The organism is Streptococcus marmotae (assembly GCF_001623565.1).
GTDB classification, from domain to species: Bacteria; Bacillota; Bacilli; order Lactobacillales; family Streptococcaceae; genus Streptococcus; species Streptococcus marmotae.
This window is the reverse complement of the sequence record NZ_CP015196.1, coordinates 1,229,846-1,245,969: the sequence shown is the minus strand read 5'-3', so window position 1 is coordinate 1,245,969 and position 16,124 is coordinate 1,229,846. Positions and strand designations below refer to the sequence as shown.

Genomic DNA, 16,124 nt, shown 5'->3' with positions numbered 1-16,124 from the left:
TTTAGTTTAACTAAAAAAGTATATCACAGATTTCCTGAAAAAGCACCGATAAGCTGATTGTAAATGTTTTCAGGGAGGGATTTGAAAGAAATAGAAATTCTCATGAAATAATAACAAAAAGAACGACTCTCAACAATCACAAAAAGAAGCTGAGACAAAAGTGTCCAGCCTTTCTTTTTTATAGCTTGAATAGTTTGACTTATATCAATATTGATACCTAAGCCTAGAAATCCGAAAGCGAGGATTGTCTGGTTTGTCATATTCTATTCTGACTAGACAACAAAATCACAGGTAGAACTAGAGGTTACGCTGAGGATTATTTCATAATCTTATTTCCAACCTTCAACAGTCCGCTGGACTGTTGAAGCAAGGTGAGTTAACGACGTCAGATTTTAATTTTTGACGAATGTAAAACGTTGATAAATCACCATTATAGTAGAAAAGGCTAGCGAACAGTTCTTCGCTAGCTCTATTTCCAGCCTTCCACAATTCTCAATTGCAAGGGGCGAGCTACGCTCGTTCTATTTCCAGCCTTCCACAATTCTCAATTGTGGAAGCTAGTCAACCTTGCGGATATTGACAGTCAGGGGAGTGACTGTCAATACCCGTGCTTAGAAACTAGAGAGCGAGGACAGTCCAGTGGACTGTTAATACTTGAGCCTAGAAATGAGAAAGCGAAATTGACAAAATCGATTTCTACGAAATCACGATTGAGTCCCACTCTCTCCTATTAACCATTATCGTCCCTCCCTAGATAAGGCCACCAATTCTTCCAATAGGGGCGCATAATCTACTGTACTATAATCAGTAACATCTATCTCATATAGTTTACCTAGTGAAAAATGATTGTACTGTCGCGCCTCAATAATATCCCAAAACCCTTGCTTAGTGATTAACTCATCTGCCTGAGTTCTATCCTGCAATGTGTCGCCATAGCGATAATGGCTCATCAAAAAACTTAAATGACGACTAGCATCCAAATCCCGTTGAATCCTCCTTTGCCAAAGTGTTTCAAATTCAGAAACTAGACGAATGGTGATGACGTGATAATTATATCTTTCGGACAGCCCTTCAAAATAAGGTTTTTGTTTATAGGAAAATGGATATTCTGTCACAATAAATTGCTTGCCAACCCTCATGTACACTTCCAACGCTTGATAGTAGAGTTCCCAAACTTGCTGCTCCAGCTCCTTTTTTTCCTGCGCTGTTGAAAAACCAACGCTATCAGCCATATCTTGCTTGAATTCATCTGGTGAAACCGTGTAAGTTTGGGGAAGTGCCTCGCATATCAAATTATTTAAATAGCTTTTTCCTGTAGCTGGTGGCCCAGCTAAAAGAATTAAATATTTCTCCATACATTACTCCATCATGATAGGCTGATGACTATTCAAAAATAGATGCATTTTGTGTTTAACGATATCTTTTACTTTTTGATTAGCTGGAATAACATTATATCGGAGAGATTTATTGACTGCAGTTTCTCCGAAAGAATGCTTCGCCTCCTGTGTCCAATTTACAAGTAATTCTGTTCCAACGTTAAATTTTCGAATCCCATTATTGATTAGTTCAGGATAATCTTCTTCTTTCACACCTGTACCACCATGAATCACAAGAGGAACATCTACTACTTTGTGAATTTCTTTAAGAAGAGGAACATTCACTTCTGTTTTGGACTTGAATTGTCCATGATTTGTACCAATTGCCACTGCTAAAGCATCTACTCCTGTCTCTTTCACAAAGAAAACTGCATCTTCTGGCCTAGTATAAACCTTATCATCTTCTGCAACAGAAATTCCTTCCTCGGTTCCACCAATTGTACCAAGTTCGCCTTCCACAGAAACACCGCGAGCATGGGCATAATCAACAACTAATTTTGTCTTTTCAATATTTTCCTTAAATGGTAAATGAGAACCATCAAACATAATGCTTGAATAACCGGCAGCAATTGCATCTTTGATTGCATCTACATCTCTTGCATGATCCAGATGCAACGCGACATCTCCCATATGAGTCTCTGCTAATGTCCTTACAACAGCCACAATTACTTCGTAGCCAATGTATTTCGCAGTGTCAATGCTTGTTTGAATGATAATGGGCGCTCCGACTTCTTTTGCTCCTCGAATCATGTCGGGAAGCATTTCTAAATTATGCATATTAAAGGCACCAATTGTCATATTTAGTTTGCTGGCTATTTCTGTTACTTCTTTTAGAGTCTTGTACATAAAATTATCCTACCTTGTTAATGTTAATTTCTTCGCGATATTTCTCATGTCGTCCATTTTATTCATGTAGTAATCGATGGCCTCATTATCTTTATTACGGGCTGCTTCCGCTCTTTTTTGATTATATAGATTCATCAATTGTTTATAGCCAGCTCCCATCGTTAACTTTAATGCCAAGCTACTTTCTAAAGTCTGAATAGCCTCTTCGACCTCTTCCAACTTTGCTTGCAATAAACCTATTTCCTCATAAAGCTGTGCCCTTTGATCAACCTCAAGGTCCCCGCCTGCTAATTGTTTATTGAAATCTACAATTTTCTCACGAACCAAAGTCTTTTCTTCATCACTCAAGATATTTTGAGGAACTTCCTCTTTTTTCTGAGGCTCTTTTTTCTTAAAAAATGAAAACATTCCCACTTACCTCCTCAGATAGATAGTTAAATATTCAGCATTTTTAATACTGGACTAAATAACCATGCATACAATAGAGCTGCTGCTACCGTGTCAACGTCTGTTGCAGTTGCGTTGACAAAACCAAGCTGACCAAATGCAGTTACCAAAAGGGCTGGCAAAAGAGTAATGAAGAATCCATGGGCGATACCACCAATAATCGCTCCTCTACGGCCTCCTACAGCGTTTCCGAAGACTCCCGCAGTTCCACCTGCAAAGAAATTAGTCAGCATACCTGGCAAAATGGTCGCAAGACCAAATAGTGGAAGAGTGACCATTGCAATTAGTGTCCCAATTGTAGTCGTAATAAATCCTAAAATAACAGCGTTTGGTGAATAAGGGAAAAATACTGGACAATCAAGAGCAGGAATCGCATCTGGCACAAGTTTCATCGCAATTCCTCGGAAGGCTGGTACAATCTCAGCCAACAAGAGACGCACACCTGATAAAAGAATATACACACCTACTACAAATTGAATAGATTGTAAGAATGCAAACATAATATGGTTTTGACTGCCTGTATCAACGATTCCTGGCCCAGCAATAGCAGCTGTGACAAGATAAAGTGGTACCATTACAACCATTACAGACAAATACGTATCCTGTAAGAAATCAAATGCTTTTGGTAACTGAATATCTTCGATAGATTTTTTATTTTCTCCACGCTCTCCAAATATTTTTGCTACTCCTGCTTCAAACAAATAGCCAATTGTACAGAAATGCCCTAATGCAATATCATTTGATCCTGTTACTTTCCGAATAATTGGTTGAGCAATAGCTGGCATAGCGATTGCAAAGAAGCCCCCAACCATACCACCGACAATAATCAGTACAAATCCACGTAAGCCAGCAAAATAACCAAAGACAGTTGTCATCGTAGCCATCCAAAGAATAGCTTGACCTGTAAGGAAGATATATTTCCACTTCGTTAGACGGGCAAATAAAATATTGAAAATAAAGATTGCTAAGAAGGTTAAAGCAATGTCACTTCCTAAACCAAGATCATTCATCGCTTGACCATTAATAGCTTCAATCGAAGGAACAATTCCTTGTGTATGGAAAGCAACTTTAAAAATATCACCAAAGTAAAGCAAACTTCCTACAATAACACTTGAACCAGCACTCAAGACTTGAAAACCAAGCAACGTTTTTAACGTTCCAGAAATAACCTGTCCAAGAGACTTCTTTTGCAGTACAAGACCTAGCATCGCAATCAATGCGATTGTGATAGAGGCTTGAGTTAAAATATTGTTAATAATAAAATTTACAATTTGCATCGTTTTTTCTCCTTTATTCAATCACTTGTTTTTCGCGCAATATAGGTAGTAATTTTTCTTCAATTTCTTTTGAAGAAACGATATTCTTCAAATAAATAATCGCAGTTTTTTCCTCATCAATTGAAAATGTTTCAAATTGTTTTTGGAAATTCTGTGCTGTGATAATAACATCTGGTTGGACAGATGCTGCTGTTGAAATATCAACATGGTCTAATTTGGCATTGACATTGTATTGATTTAATACATCCTCCGCAGCCATCTGAGCAGCAAAACTAGACCCTAGTCCTGCTCCACATACAAATAAAATTGTGATTGGACGTCCCATCATTCTTCCTCCTTATGTGAATGAAATAAAATTTGTTTAACAGTTTCAATATCCCTCGCTTGGGAAAGTTGCTCGATTTTATCAGTATGACGAATTAAATTCACCAAACTTTTCATAATATTCAAATGTGAAAATGCATCAACTGCAGATAAACAAAAGATTACGGATACTTGTTGCTCTTCCTCTGGGCCAAAATAAACTGGTTTTTCAAAAACAGCAACACTTAACCCTAATTTATTAGCCCCGTCTTGCGGTCTAGCATGAGCTAAGGCTAGGTGCGGTCCTATAACAATATATGGACCATACTCTGATACACTATTAATCATAGCAGATACATAATTTTGTGTAATAATTGATTTATCCAATAACGGTTGGCCAACTAGCTTTATAGCATCTGGCCAATCATACTCTTTCGCTATAATTTGAATACTATCGTCTGTTAAAATATCTTGTATCATAGGCTGTACCTCTCTTATATTTATCGTTAAATCATATTCTTTAAATAGCTGGCTTAGCGCCAGATAACAATTTTTATCAATATCTCCTATTTGCCCAACAAGGTAAAGTAACTCTTGAAACATCACTGTATAATCATTACGCTTATGAATAACTCGCCTAGCTTCCGAATGTTCTGCTAAAAAATGGAGAATGCGAACCTTTGTACTTTCCTGTATTAAAGAATCTACAATTAGAAGCGGCTTTTGAGTATAGGTAATTTCTACTGTGGAAAAAACCAAGTCTACATCCAATTTATCCACAATTGCCAATTCCTTAGAACTTAAAACTGCGAAAACTTCAATATTAAAAAATTCTCTTAAATTCTCTGACAGTAATTTCCCAGTTGCGACACCATGATTACAAATCACCACTGCTCGATACCAATATTGGTTTTCTTGATTCATTTCACTTAGTGCTGCTGAAAAATGAATAGCAAGAAAGGCAATTTCATCTTCTAATATTGTCTTACCTAGCTGTTTCGCCAAGTCAGTCGAAAATACTTGAACCGCTTCATAAATAACTCCATAACTCTGTCGAATTTTTTCCGTTAATGGATTTGTTAATTGAATATTATTCTCGATTCGTGAAACCATGCTAATCAGGTGTCTATAGAGAGATTCTTGAAGAGAATTTTCTTTTTTTGAAAATGGGACTCCCGTCCGTTCTGTAACAAAATGGATTAATTGGAGTGTTAACATTTGTAACTGCAACCAGTTAATCGGACTATATTCTTCCTTCACATGAAACGATTGCAGCATCGCATAAATATAATCCAACTCCGTGACAGTAGGTATTAAGGAATAATATGTACAAATACGATGTAAATACTCTTTAATACCTCGAATATCCTTTACAGACTCGGTGGGAACTTCTGTTGCTTCAACTAACTGCCCTTTCATGATTCTACCCATCCAAATACAAGTAAATAGGTTAAAATGAAGCCGATGAAGTTGATCGCCAATCGAATAAATAGTATCCTCAAATAGATTATCAAGCATTTGAATACGCTCCGGTGCTATGTAATGCTCGATAATATCTGGGCGACTTAATTCAAATCGTTCCTCATCTCTCGCAAGTGCTGAACTAATAAAAGCGTATAACATCGTTCGAATCGTCGATTCTTTCCCCTCTAAAACCAAACCAATTTTAGGAAGACTAACAATTTGCACATGATAGGAAATCAAGCGTTGTCTCAACTGACGCATATCTTCATCAATCGTTGACTTTGAAACGCGATACTCTTCTTCTTTTCGATAAAGAAATACGGGTTCCGTATTTAATGCTATGTCTAGCAAGATATCTAACATCCGTTCTTCTCGTGTCAAATAATCTTGCATTTCTTCATCTCGAAGATAACTTCTAAATATCTTTTCTTCTTGTTCAGATAACTCCAATTGAAATCCTTTACTTCGGATAGATTGAACTTTGGGAAGATGATATTTTTCTAGAAATTCATTTAAATTAGCAATATCGTTACGAATCGTTCGAGCGCTAACTTGCAAATCCTTTTGTAATTGCTTCATTTGGACTGGCAGTTTTGAAAGTAATAACAAATTAATCAGTGCAATAGTTCTTTCCTTCACCTTCTCCCCTCTCTTTCTATACATTTATTATAAAAGTTACGAACATTATTTGGTAGTAGATGTTTTTGCCGTCTTTTTCGGCAAATAAGTAAGCGTTTCCCAACATATAAAAAAGAACTGATTTCCAGTTCTTTTTTATAATATATTCTCAAATGTGTCACGGACGTCTTGCGGCCAGACGCTTGATTGGACTTCACCGATGTGTTTTTTGCGGAGAAGGAACATGGCCAGGCGTGATTGACCAATTCCTCCGCCGATTGAAAGTGGGAAGAGTCCATTTAAAAGTGCCTTATGCCATTCAAATTCCAGTCGATCTTCATCACCTGTAATAGCTACCTGACGTTTGAGAGCTTCTTCATCTACCCGAATCCCCATAGAAGATAATTCAAAAGCGGATTGCAATTGCTCATTCCACACGAGAATATCTCCGTTTAAGCCCTTGTAGCCATTTTCAGACAGCGTTGTCCAGTCATCATAGTCAGGAGCCCGTCCGTCATGCGGTTTTCCATCTGGTAATTCACCACCAATCCCAATGAGAAAAACAGCACCGTATTCTTTAGCGATTGCATTTTCCCGCTCTTTAGGCGTCAAATCTGGATAACGCTCTGCCAATGCTTCCGAGTGAATAAAGGTAATCTGCTTAGGCAGCACCGCTTCAATATCATAGCGAGCTTCAACAGCTAATTCAGTCAACCGAATGGCCTTGTAAATCAGCTCAACGGTTTCTTTTAAATAAGCCAGATTACGCCTACCGTTTGGAATAACTTTCTCCCAGTCCCACTGGTCTACATAAACCGAGTGAATCGGGTCAAGTGAATCTTCATCTGGACGAAGGGCTTTCATATGGACAAAAAGACCCTCCCCCTCATTGAAGCCAAACCGTGCAAGAGTGTGACGTTTCCATTTCGCCAAAGAATGGACGACTTCATAGGTCGCATCAGGAATCAACTTGACATGGACAGTCACCGCATTTTCAACCCCTGACAAATTGTCCTGCATCCCATCACCGACACGGCTCAAAATCGGTCCTTGCACTTCCACAATTTCCAACTTGTCCTTGAGATATTGGGTAAAGGTATTTTTGACAAAGGAAATTTCTTCTTGCTGGTGGATAAAACTCTTCTTCATACTCCATAACCTCCAAAAACTATATTCTTATTATAGACTTTTTAGGGAAGATGTAAAGTAAAATAGTAAATTTTCTGATAATTTTGTTACAGCTTGCTAAGTCACTCCTTTAGCAAGCTTTCGAGGACCTTCCGGCATTCTGGTGTGGCTAGGCGTGGTCCTCTTACTGCTTTAACTCCCAAATCCTTCATCCGCAACAGGGGAAATTCACTATCAGACAATTCTCGAAGCAGTTCTAGCTTCATATAAACCTCATCTCCCTCAGTGAGATGAGCCTTGCTTACCCGACAGAGATAGCGAATCGCTTGAATCGGTTTTGTCATATAGATACAGACAATGTCATCTCGTTTAATGTTCGGCTTTTGAGTCCATAAAATCTCTCCCTCATTCCGCAATTCCGTATCAATATCATAAAGTGCGGGATTGGCAGGAAGAATCCAATAGCAAGTCTCCGTTAGGGACTGTGCACTTTTCGGTGCAACCAACTGGCGACTCTTTTCCACCAAGGCAAACAAGTCCTCATCTGATAAGCTATCATCTAAACTGATTGAAACCCAACTTTTTTTAGACATATGATAGGCAGGATAAATCCCCCCTCTTCCTACTATATCCTCTATCTGATCTGCTTCTACTTTGACATTGATGATGTCTATTTTTCCTTCTTTATCTGTTCTCTTCAAGACTGTCCACGGCACTTGGGTCATCAAGCCATACCATTTTTGATTTCCAGCGTGCCGTAGGGTAGCAATGTCTGGCGCTTTAGTAAATGGATAATCTGGCTCTTCTTGAAATCGTTTCTGAATATACCTTATAAGGCGATTCCCTTGTGGAGATTGAAAGGGCTCTTCTTCTGCACATTGTTGGACGATTTCATGAAGAAGCGCAGCGTAGTTTTCTCGTACTTCACCGACAAATGCTCCAACTGCACGTTGAATGCGAAAGGCATGGTATTCTTCATCCATATCTATATCCCAGACCTGCGCTACAACCTGATTCGGGACTTTTACCCGTATTCGTGCTTCAAAATGCCCATTCATAAAAGGCTGATGAACTGTCCACCAACCATCTTTTTCTTGAAAACCATAGGCAACTAAGCGATCTTGCTGCCAGATTTGATTCTTGAAAAAAGCGTCTTCAAATAGCATTTTGCTCTCCTTAACCGTTTTAATTTAACTCATTTCAGCTAGAGCAACCATCAGAGAAATAACTGTAGATACTCAAATTAAAAAGGAATACTGAGGAAAATCAATTATTGAAATCTAACGATGTCCCCTACCAATCCTGTAAAAAAGAGTGCGGAAGCGTTCAATCGACATTCCCCACTCTCTTCTCAAAATAGCCTTAATGAGCTGTATCATCCTTTTCTTTTTCTTCACCATTTTCCATGGCTTTTTTAAAGGATGAGATCATTTTACCAATGGATTCGCCCAACTCTGGTAAGCGTTTTGGTCCAAAAATCAAGAGGGCACCCAAGACCAAGATAATCATTCCCGGTGCACCAATATCACGTAAGATTCCCATAATAGGTTCTCCTTTTTTCTTTTTTTCGATAGAGCCATTTACTGATACCAACACTTACTTCATAGATGAGGATAAGGGGAACCGTCATGGCTAAATCACTTGTAAAATCAGCTGGTGTAATGACCACTGCAATCACCAACAAGGTAAAGTAGGCATGTCTTCTATATTGTACCAAAAATCGTGGACTAAGGATACCAAGGGAGGTCAAAAATGCCACTAAAACAGGTATTTCAAACAAAACAGCCATCGGAATTGTCGTATGTAACAAGAAAGCCAGATAATTTTGTGCTGTTAATTGCGTATCAAAGAGCCCATCTCCGAATGACAAAAGAACCTGTAAGAGAGCTGGACTAACCAGATAAAACCCAAATAGTAAGCCCAAGGCAAAGCAGCAAAAGACTGCTGGAATATACCAGAAAATACTTCTGGCTTCTCCTTTATCAAGCGCTGGAACTACAAAAGCCCAAACTTGATAGGTCAAAAACGGCAAGGTCAGTGTAAAGGCTAAGAGACTGGCTATGTTGATATAAATCCATAATATATCGTTAGGGCCCAAGACAATCAATTTCTGAGAAAATCCCTGAGTCAAAAACTGGTAAATACTTCTCGAAAAATAGAGACTGATCAAAAAACTAACGAAGAAAAAGGATAGGGTCCAAATAAAACGGCTCCGAAATTCGGTCAAATGCTCGACAACGGTTAGTTCTTGTTTAGTGTGCATGATGTTCTCGATTCTTCCACGTTAAACCAGCAATCAAGAGGATGAGAAAGACCTGTGGTAGCAGAATTTCTAGACTTGGATACAGACCAATCACATCTATTGTAGGAATGCCTCTCACTACATGACTCGAGAGGATATTGGTCAATTGTAAGGCATGGATACTAACTCCCAACATCTTAAAGGCTAGGGCATAAATCAGCCAAGTCAGATAAAAAAATACCTTATGTGGCTTGATTTTGCTCGTTGTTTTCAGCATGACAACAGCCAAGAGTAAAAGGACTAAAAAGGCTAGACCAATTCCTAATAGAAAGTCATTGAGGCTAATCTTTGGTAGGATACCTGCATAAAAGAGAATGGTTTCTGCCCCCTCACGAAAGACCGCTAGAAAACTCAAGGCAAACATGGAAATGAAGCTACCGCTCGCTGTCACCACCTGCATCTGCTGCTCCATATAGGCATTCCACTTCTTGACAGAAGATTTACTGTGGAGCCAAATACCAATGACAACCATCATCACAACCGCAACAATCCCCACCAAGCCCTCAATGATTTCACGATTGGCACCAGAGGAGAGCCTTGGGAAAAATTGGTGTAAGGCAATCGCCAACAGGGCACTGGCTAGCAATCCGACGACAGCTCCACCATAAACCCAAAGCAAGCCTTTTTTCTGCTTGCTAGCTTTTAGAGTAGATACTAGAGCCATCACAATGAGAAGAGCCTCAACTCCCTCCCGCAGAAGGATTAACATCGCATCAAAGACAGTATAGCTGGCTGAGGGATCAATGCTTGCCAAATCAGCAATTAACTGGGCTAGTTTTTCTTGATAAGCCGCTTCGTCACCTCGTACCATGATGACAGGCGACTCACTCTCGACACGAGTATAGAGACTTGGATTCCGTGTACTAACATCTCCTTCAATGGTCGGCCAAATGGTGATAAATTCCTTCATCAGAGAAGCCCCTTTGGTCTTATCACCTGCTTCAAAAGCAGTTTGTGCTTGCTTGAGCAGATCAATCCCATCTGTTAAGGTTACATCCGTTGCAGCTGTAGCTACCTCTTGACCAGCTACAAAGGCTTGAATAGCATTTTTTAAATCATCAAATGATGTTTGAATACTGCCATAGTCTACAGGTTCTGTTTCAATGCTACTGCGTAAGAAAGAAATGGCTGTTTCAATTTTTCCGTAATGCCCTGTACTAGTATCACGAACAATGCCTTCATTCACTGTCCACGTACTATTGAGTTTTTTGTAGTTCTCCTTGACACTGTCAATCTCTTTCCGCTCAATCGCTTCCTGCAAAAGGTCAAAGGCAGGAGATAACTTGTTCATCAGTTTTTCTTTTTCAGCATCAACATCAACTGGATGCTGCTCAGCTTCAAAATCCAAGAGAGCTTTTGAAACAGCCACTAATTTTTCTTCTGTCGGTTCTTGTTTCAATTCCGTTAGACGGTTGGTCACCATCTGACCAGCCTTGGAATCATGATTTTCAACTTGTGTGAAATCTTCCTGCAACTGGGCAATCAACTGCTCTGCTCTTTCCTTGTCCCCTTTATTCAAGGCCGTGGTTGCATCTGTAATCGTGATAAAGAGATGACTATAGGAATCCGCTGCCGAAACAGGTCTTGCAAAAAAGACGAAAGCAAGTAAGGCAAGGAGTGCCAGTTTATTCAAGTAAGGCTTGACCAATGTACTCTCCTTTTTTCACGCCTGCAAAGCAAGCAAATAAACCACTTCCGACATGGGTAATGTACTCGTTCATTTTATCCATATTTCCCAAATTGTTTTGAATGGTGATAAACTGCTCCGGATTTTTTTGGAAAGAAATAAACAGTAAGCCTGAGTCAAATTGACCTGTTTTTTCATCAATTCCATCTGAATACGAATAAGAGCGACGGTAGATTTCAACACCTGTTTCCTTTGCTAGTCTGACATGAGAATCAACGGGCACAAGTGGCTCGCCCTTATCGTCTTTTAAGTCCAAATCAACTTCATCAAACTCATCTTTCTTTCCAAAGGGTGCACCGCTTTCCTTGTAGCGACCAAAGGTATTTTCCTGTTCATTGAGGCTGGTTCTGTCCCACGTTTCCAGAAACATTTGGATACGGCGGACTGCCATATAGGTGCCTCCCCGCATCCAGTTCGCATCCTCACACCAGATGATATCCTGAAATTGCTCTTTTTTCGTCGCATTTGCCGTGCCATCTTTAAATCCAAACAGGTTTCGTGGCGTTTCCTTGCGGTTGCCAATCGCTGCAAAACCAGCTTGACTCCATTTCATGGTTACGAGGCTGCGACCTTTTCGGACAAGATTTCGGACAGCATGAAAGGCAACTTGTGCATCGTCAGCACAGGCTTGAATGACAATATCCCCTCCAGTATAGGCTTCCTTGAGCTGATCCCTTGGAAAGACTGGTAAATCTCGAAACTCTTTTGGTTTCTTACTTTCCAATCCTAGCTTGGTCAAGAAAGCGGGTGAAATCCCAAAAGTAAGGGTCAGGCGGTGAGGGTTCAGACCAACCGTTTCCCCTGTATCAAATGGTGGAAGATAGCCATTATCTCCATCTTCTTTTACTAGCTTTCCAGTCACTAATTTCTCACTGTAATCTGTCCAATCCTTGAACATCTGAATGACTTCAGCCTTGTCTGTCGAATGCAGGTCAAGTACAACAAAATACACATTTTTCTGGGTCGGAGTTACAATTCCTGCCTGATGTTCCCCATAAAAAGAAATATCTTCTTGTCCGTCTGCTTTTGCAGTTTCATCAGTCACTTTATGCGCGAAAAAAGCAGACGCACCAGAGGCACCGAGCGCAAGCCCAGCTCCTCCTATACCTGCTTTTTTTAAAAATTCGCGACGATCCATTTTCTTCTCAAACCATTTTTCGTCTTTTGTCATTTCTTACTTCCCGTCCAAGATAATCCCCATTTGAGACAGTGGCTCACCGAGTTTTGTCACGGCCTCAGCTAGTTTTTTGGTGTCTTCCTTACTCAAATCTGTATAGAGCTTATAGTGCGTATTGTCTGTCATGTATTGATCCAGCAGACCATTCACATTCTTGAATTCTTTTTCAAGAGTCATAACGAGGCTAGCATCTTTGTTCTCCAAGCTTGGCTTAAAGAGTTCAAAAATCTTCTCTGCTCCTTCGATGTTGGCTCTGAAATCATATAAATCTGTGTGGGAATACACTTCTTCTTCCCCGGTAATCTTGCTTGTGGCTACTTCGTTGAGCAAATCAACTGCCCCTGTCAGCATAATCTCAGGTGTCACTTCAACAGTCGCAATTTTCGCTTTTAATTCTTTAATGTCATTGACCAATTGATCCGCATACTGTTCCGTACCGGTTGTTGTATTTTCTTCCCAAAGAATTTTTTCAATGCGGTGGAAACCTGACCAGCCTTCTTCTGTCTTGTTTTCTTCCATATAGTCGACCAAGCGGAAGTCAATTTTCACATCTGATTCGCCAAAACTTTCCGCAATCGGTTCTGAACGCTCATAGGCCATTCGAATGACTGGATAGACTGTTTTCGCTTCTTCTAATTTGCCATCTTTGAGTAATTGGGCAAAATTTTCCGTATCGGTCAACAATTGTCCAATCTGCTCTTCTACAAATGCCTTGTAATCAGCCGTTGCTTTGTCAAGCGCTTGTTGACTCACTTGAACCGTTGTACTTTCTATTGTTGCCTGCTTTTCTTGTGTTGCAGGTGCACATGCGGTCAATAAAGCTGCCGATACTAAAACAATACCAAGTTTTTTCATAGAAACTCCTTCTTTAGTTTTAACATGTTTCTAGTATAGCACAGTTTTTCTCATTTTCAAAGAATTATCAGACAATTATCATTTAAAATACTAGGGCCAAAAACCGGGCAAAACCACCATGATGTTATACCAAATAGGCAAGTTGACTCTCTTCCACTAACATTCAGAGGAGTTGGATTTTACCTTCTACAGTTTTGCTGCTACACATTCCCATCTTCCCCTCCTGATACTACAGATTTCAGCAGTATATTTTTAGAATTGCCTAACAAAAAATAAGGAGATTCGATAGATAAATCTCCTTATTTTATAGCAATATTAACCTTCTTTCAGCTGAACACCATTAACAATCAAGCGCTCTACACTCACCTTGCCAATCCCTTGCAGAGCCAACAAATCCTTTTTCTTAAATGACTGAAAATCTTCTGGTCGAATCAAGCCTTCTTCAAGCAAGGATTCAACGGCTCCACTTGGTAAACCCGCAAATAGCGGATTGCGTACTGTATGAAGCTCAAATTCTGCCTGATAATACTCTTCATAGTGCTTCCGTAACCATTCAAAGACAATTTCTGTCCCAAACAGAAACTCCTCTAATCCATCGAATAAGGAAAGACTTGAAACTTCGAAATACCCCTCTTTTGAAATCGAAAACATCGTACGTGCACTTTTTACATCTCTAGAAAAGTCAAGAGCAGCTAGAAAATTCTCATCCAGATCTACCATTTTCTTAAAGAGACGCTGGGCATCCAGACTCCGCTCTGTGATAATCGCCAACACAAGGAGTTTCCCAATCATCTCCGCATCCTCTTTGTGTTCTTTCTGGTTTGCAAATTTCACAGCCTTGTCCCATTGGTAAAGAAAACAATAAAGTACCATCATCATATACCGACTTCCCAAATTATCACTAGGGTTCATCCGATAGAGTTCTTCAAAATGTTTCAAAGCCTGTGGATACATTTTTTGGTTAAAATACTGAAAAGCCAAACGATTTTTCAAACGCATGTAGGGCCGTTCTTTGAAATTCACCCAACCAGACCGTTCTCCTTTTAACCACTTTTTCCGCTCCTGACTCTCGAATTCCTTGAGTTGGGATAATACTTCCAATTGGTTAACTGACTCTACTTCCAACTGGGCAATCTTTGCATCTATATTCTCTTTGTCTCGTTCCAAAATCTGCTGAGCAAGTTGTAAACGGCTTGTCTCTTCTCTTTCGTAGGCTAATTTTTCCAGCAAATCAGACAATTCCATGAAACCTGCCTGACCTTGACGTTTTTTCTGATTTTGCTCATTGTATAGGTTCATATAAGCTGCGACCGCTTCTTCAACACTTTCATATTCTGTGAGGTGTTCCTCTAAAAATGTTTCAACATTGCCAAATAATTCTTCTGTTAAATAACTCATTCCGTTTTCCTTTATTTTTTACAAAAACAATGCTATTTTTTCAATCCATTCATCAGCTATGTTCAATTGCTTGACAAATCAGCTGAACAGTCGCCTCTAAACTCAGCTCAGCTGACAGCAAGACTTCTTCTGCCCAACCAAGATAGTCCTTCTCTTTCCACCACCGTTTCATATCCTCCGGTGTAAAATCAGCCCTTTTGGAACGAGTAGCATGCCGCTTAACCGTCTCTTCAAAGGGGATATCATAGTAATAGGCATAAACACGAGGAGCAAACAGCTGATGCAATTGCACTAGCATCTCCCCATAAATATCAGCTTCATAAAAGCCTTCAACAATGACCAGCAAATCCTCTGCATGCCCGAAGCGTGCAATGGCTTCTGTCAGCCCAATGGATAGATTTCCTGGCTCAACCGTTTCTTTCAACATAGTTCTTCTGACATTGTCTTGAGAAATCACCAAGGTTTTACGGCCATAATGATGTTGCAATGCCTCTGCCAGACTTGTCTTTCCTGAACCAGAATTGCCGCGGATGATGACTAAAGTTGCCACTAGCTTGCTCCTGTCATCAAGCGCACGTATTCTCGCTTGATACAACGATTCATCACCACATCGTCACGACCGGCAGCTTCTAAAATAGCGGCTGCCTCTTCGTTTTGAAGCTCTAATTGGGACCAAAAAATTTTAGCATCTGTTTCAACAAACTCCCGTGCCACATCTGGCAAAAACTCACTTCTGCGAAAGACATTCACGATGTCAACCGCTACAGGAACATCTGCTAGAGTTGCATAGACCGTTTCCCCTAAAATCTCGCTAGCAGCTAGACGAGGATTGATTGGGATAATCTGATAGCCCATGTCCTGCATAAATTTCGCAATGCGGTTGCTGACTGTTTCTTCACGATTGGACAAGCCAACCACTGCAATGGTCTTGCTATTAGCTAGATAACTCTTCACTTGTTCGTCTGTTGGATTTTGAAATTCGTACATGGTACTTCCTCCTTTTTTCTCTATTATAGCATGAAAACCCTCACATTTTACAAAAATATAAGTCAAATGTGAAGCTAACATCGTTCAACCTAATGGATTCATTTTCCCATTTCTAGGCTCGGAGCTAAGGCACCTCACCAAGTTACTAGAGTACTAACACTTATAGTCACGAGGCTAAAATGCTTCACTGAACTGCCCTCGCTGTCGGGTTTCTGGGATCGGGGCTAAAACAGTCCACTGGACATTACTCGCGCTTTCC

General features: G+C 39.9%; 17 protein-coding genes. All 17 read right to left on the bottom strand.

Features of this window, described 5'->3' with window-relative positions; all coding sequences use genetic code 11:
- Positions 1–23: 23 nt before the first annotated feature.
- Positions 24–260 (bottom strand): hypothetical protein, encoded by a 237-nt coding sequence (locus tag A4H00_RS06390; protein WP_067088306.1) that lies wholly within the window; start codon positions 258–260, stop codon positions 24–26.
- Between the two features lie 477 nt (positions 261–737).
- A complete protein-coding gene (locus tag A4H00_RS06385) occupies positions 738–1,355 on the bottom strand; it encodes an AAA family ATPase (protein ID WP_067088304.1) in 618 nt (205 codons plus the stop codon).
- A gap of 3 nt (positions 1,356–1,358) precedes the next feature.
- On the bottom strand, positions 1,359–2,222 hold the full coding sequence (locus A4H00_RS06380) for a class II fructose-bisphosphate aldolase (RefSeq protein WP_067088302.1): 864 nt from the start codon (positions 2,220–2,222) through the stop codon (positions 1,359–1,361).
- A gap of 9 nt (positions 2,223–2,231) precedes the next feature.
- Complete coding sequence (locus A4H00_RS06375) at positions 2,232–2,630, bottom strand: hypothetical protein (protein ID WP_067088300.1); 399 nt, start codon at positions 2,628–2,630, stop codon at positions 2,232–2,234.
- A gap of 26 nt (positions 2,631–2,656) precedes the next feature.
- Complete coding sequence (locus tag A4H00_RS06370) at positions 2,657–3,946, bottom strand: PTS sugar transporter subunit IIC (RefSeq protein WP_067088298.1); 1,290 nt, start codon at positions 3,944–3,946, stop codon at positions 2,657–2,659.
- Positions 3,947–3,959: 13 nt separating this feature from the next.
- Positions 3,960–4,271 carry a PTS sugar transporter subunit IIB gene (locus A4H00_RS06365; RefSeq protein ID WP_067088296.1) on the bottom strand — a complete coding sequence of 104 codons (312 nt, stop codon included), beginning with the start codon at positions 4,269–4,271 and terminating at the stop codon, positions 3,960–3,962.
- Positions 4,271–6,352 carry a BglG family transcription antiterminator gene (locus A4H00_RS06360; protein ID WP_067088293.1) on the bottom strand — a complete coding sequence of 694 codons (2,082 nt, stop codon included), beginning with the start codon at positions 6,350–6,352 and terminating at the stop codon, positions 4,271–4,273. The genes A4H00_RS06365 and A4H00_RS06360 overlap by 1 nt, the downstream gene beginning before the upstream one ends.
- A gap of 135 nt (positions 6,353–6,487) precedes the next feature.
- Positions 6,488–7,480: an aspartate--ammonia ligase gene (asnA, locus tag A4H00_RS06355; protein ID WP_067088292.1), complete on the bottom strand. Its 993-nt coding sequence runs from the start codon at positions 7,478–7,480 to the stop codon at positions 6,488–6,490.
- A gap of 101 nt (positions 7,481–7,581) precedes the next feature.
- Positions 7,582–8,625, bottom strand: coding sequence for an MmcQ/YjbR family DNA-binding protein (locus A4H00_RS06350; protein ID WP_067088290.1), 1,044 nt, complete (start codon positions 8,623–8,625; stop codon positions 7,582–7,584).
- Between the two features lie 196 nt (positions 8,626–8,821).
- Entirely contained in the window at positions 8,822–9,001 is a 180-nt protein-coding gene (locus tag A4H00_RS06345) for a twin-arginine translocase TatA/TatE family subunit (RefSeq protein WP_067088283.1), read from the bottom strand.
- Complete coding sequence (tatC, locus tag A4H00_RS06340) at positions 8,985–9,722, bottom strand: twin-arginine translocase subunit TatC (protein WP_067088281.1); 738 nt, start codon at positions 9,720–9,722, stop codon at positions 8,985–8,987. Before tatC ends, A4H00_RS06345 begins: the two co-directional genes overlap by 17 nt.
- Complete coding sequence (locus A4H00_RS06335; protein WP_067088279.1) at positions 9,712–11,409, bottom strand: FTR1 family iron permease; 1,698 nt, start codon at positions 11,407–11,409, stop codon at positions 9,712–9,714. Before A4H00_RS06335 ends, tatC begins: the two co-directional genes overlap by 11 nt.
- Complete coding sequence (efeB, locus tag A4H00_RS06330; RefSeq protein WP_067088277.1) at positions 11,387–12,619, bottom strand: iron uptake transporter deferrochelatase/peroxidase subunit; 1,233 nt, start codon at positions 12,617–12,619, stop codon at positions 11,387–11,389. Before efeB ends, A4H00_RS06335 begins: the two co-directional genes overlap by 23 nt.
- A gap of 3 nt (positions 12,620–12,622) precedes the next feature.
- Complete coding sequence (gene efeO, locus A4H00_RS06325; protein WP_067088275.1) at positions 12,623–13,480, bottom strand: iron uptake system protein EfeO; 858 nt, start codon at positions 13,478–13,480, stop codon at positions 12,623–12,625.
- A gap of 315 nt (positions 13,481–13,795) precedes the next feature.
- Positions 13,796–14,878 (bottom strand): hypothetical protein, encoded by a 1,083-nt coding sequence (locus A4H00_RS06320; protein ID WP_067088273.1) that lies wholly within the window; start codon positions 14,876–14,878, stop codon positions 13,796–13,798.
- 52 nt (positions 14,879–14,930) lie between these two features.
- Positions 14,931–15,428 (bottom strand): kinase, encoded by a 498-nt coding sequence (locus tag A4H00_RS06315; RefSeq protein ID WP_067088271.1) that lies wholly within the window; start codon positions 15,426–15,428, stop codon positions 14,931–14,933.
- A complete protein-coding gene (locus A4H00_RS06310; RefSeq protein ID WP_067088269.1) occupies positions 15,428–15,865 on the bottom strand; it encodes a CoA-binding protein in 438 nt (145 codons plus the stop codon). The genes A4H00_RS06315 and A4H00_RS06310 overlap by 1 nt, the downstream gene beginning before the upstream one ends.
- Positions 15,866–16,124: the final 259 nt, after the last annotated feature.

What these genes read in the sequence shown, in the direction of transcription:
- A4H00_RS06390 (WP_067088306.1), bottom strand. Translation starts at nt 260, where the DNA reads ATGACAAACCAGACAATCCTCGCTTTCGGATTTCTAGGCTTAGGTATC.
- A4H00_RS06385 (WP_067088304.1), bottom strand. Translation starts at nt 1,355, where the DNA reads ATGGAGAAATATTTAATTCTTTTAGCTGGGCCACCAGCTACAGGAAAA.
- A4H00_RS06380 (WP_067088302.1), bottom strand. Translation starts at nt 2,222, where the DNA reads ATGTACAAGACTCTAAAAGAAGTAACAGAAATAGCCAGCAAACTAAAT.
- A4H00_RS06375 (WP_067088300.1), bottom strand. Translation starts at nt 2,630, where the DNA reads ATGTTTTCATTTTTTAAGAAAAAAGAGCCTCAGAAAAAAGAGGAAGTT.
- A4H00_RS06370 (WP_067088298.1), bottom strand. Translation starts at nt 3,946, where the DNA reads ATGCAAATTGTAAATTTTATTATTAACAATATTTTAACTCAAGCCTCT.
- A4H00_RS06365 (WP_067088296.1), bottom strand. Translation starts at nt 4,271, where the DNA reads ATGGGACGTCCAATCACAATTTTATTTGTATGTGGAGCAGGACTAGGG.
- asnA (WP_067088292.1), bottom strand. Translation starts at nt 7,480, where the DNA reads ATGAAGAAGAGTTTTATCCACCAGCAAGAAGAAATTTCCTTTGTCAAA.
- A4H00_RS06350 (WP_067088290.1), bottom strand. Translation starts at nt 8,625, where the DNA reads ATGCTATTTGAAGACGCTTTTTTCAAGAATCAAATCTGGCAGCAAGAT.
- A4H00_RS06345 (WP_067088283.1), bottom strand. Translation starts at nt 9,001, where the DNA reads ATGGGAATCTTACGTGATATTGGTGCACCGGGAATGATTATCTTGGTC.
- tatC (WP_067088281.1), bottom strand. Translation starts at nt 9,722, where the DNA reads ATGCACACTAAACAAGAACTAACCGTTGTCGAGCATTTGACCGAATTT.
- efeB (WP_067088277.1), bottom strand. Translation starts at nt 12,619, where the DNA reads ATGACAAAAGACGAAAAATGGTTTGAGAAGAAAATGGATCGTCGCGAA.
- efeO (WP_067088275.1), bottom strand. Translation starts at nt 13,480, where the DNA reads ATGAAAAAACTTGGTATTGTTTTAGTATCGGCAGCTTTATTGACCGCA.
- A4H00_RS06320 (WP_067088273.1), bottom strand. Translation starts at nt 14,878, where the DNA reads ATGAGTTATTTAACAGAAGAATTATTTGGCAATGTTGAAACATTTTTA.
- A4H00_RS06310 (WP_067088269.1), bottom strand. Translation starts at nt 15,865, where the DNA reads ATGTACGAATTTCAAAATCCAACAGACGAACAAGTGAAGAGTTATCTA.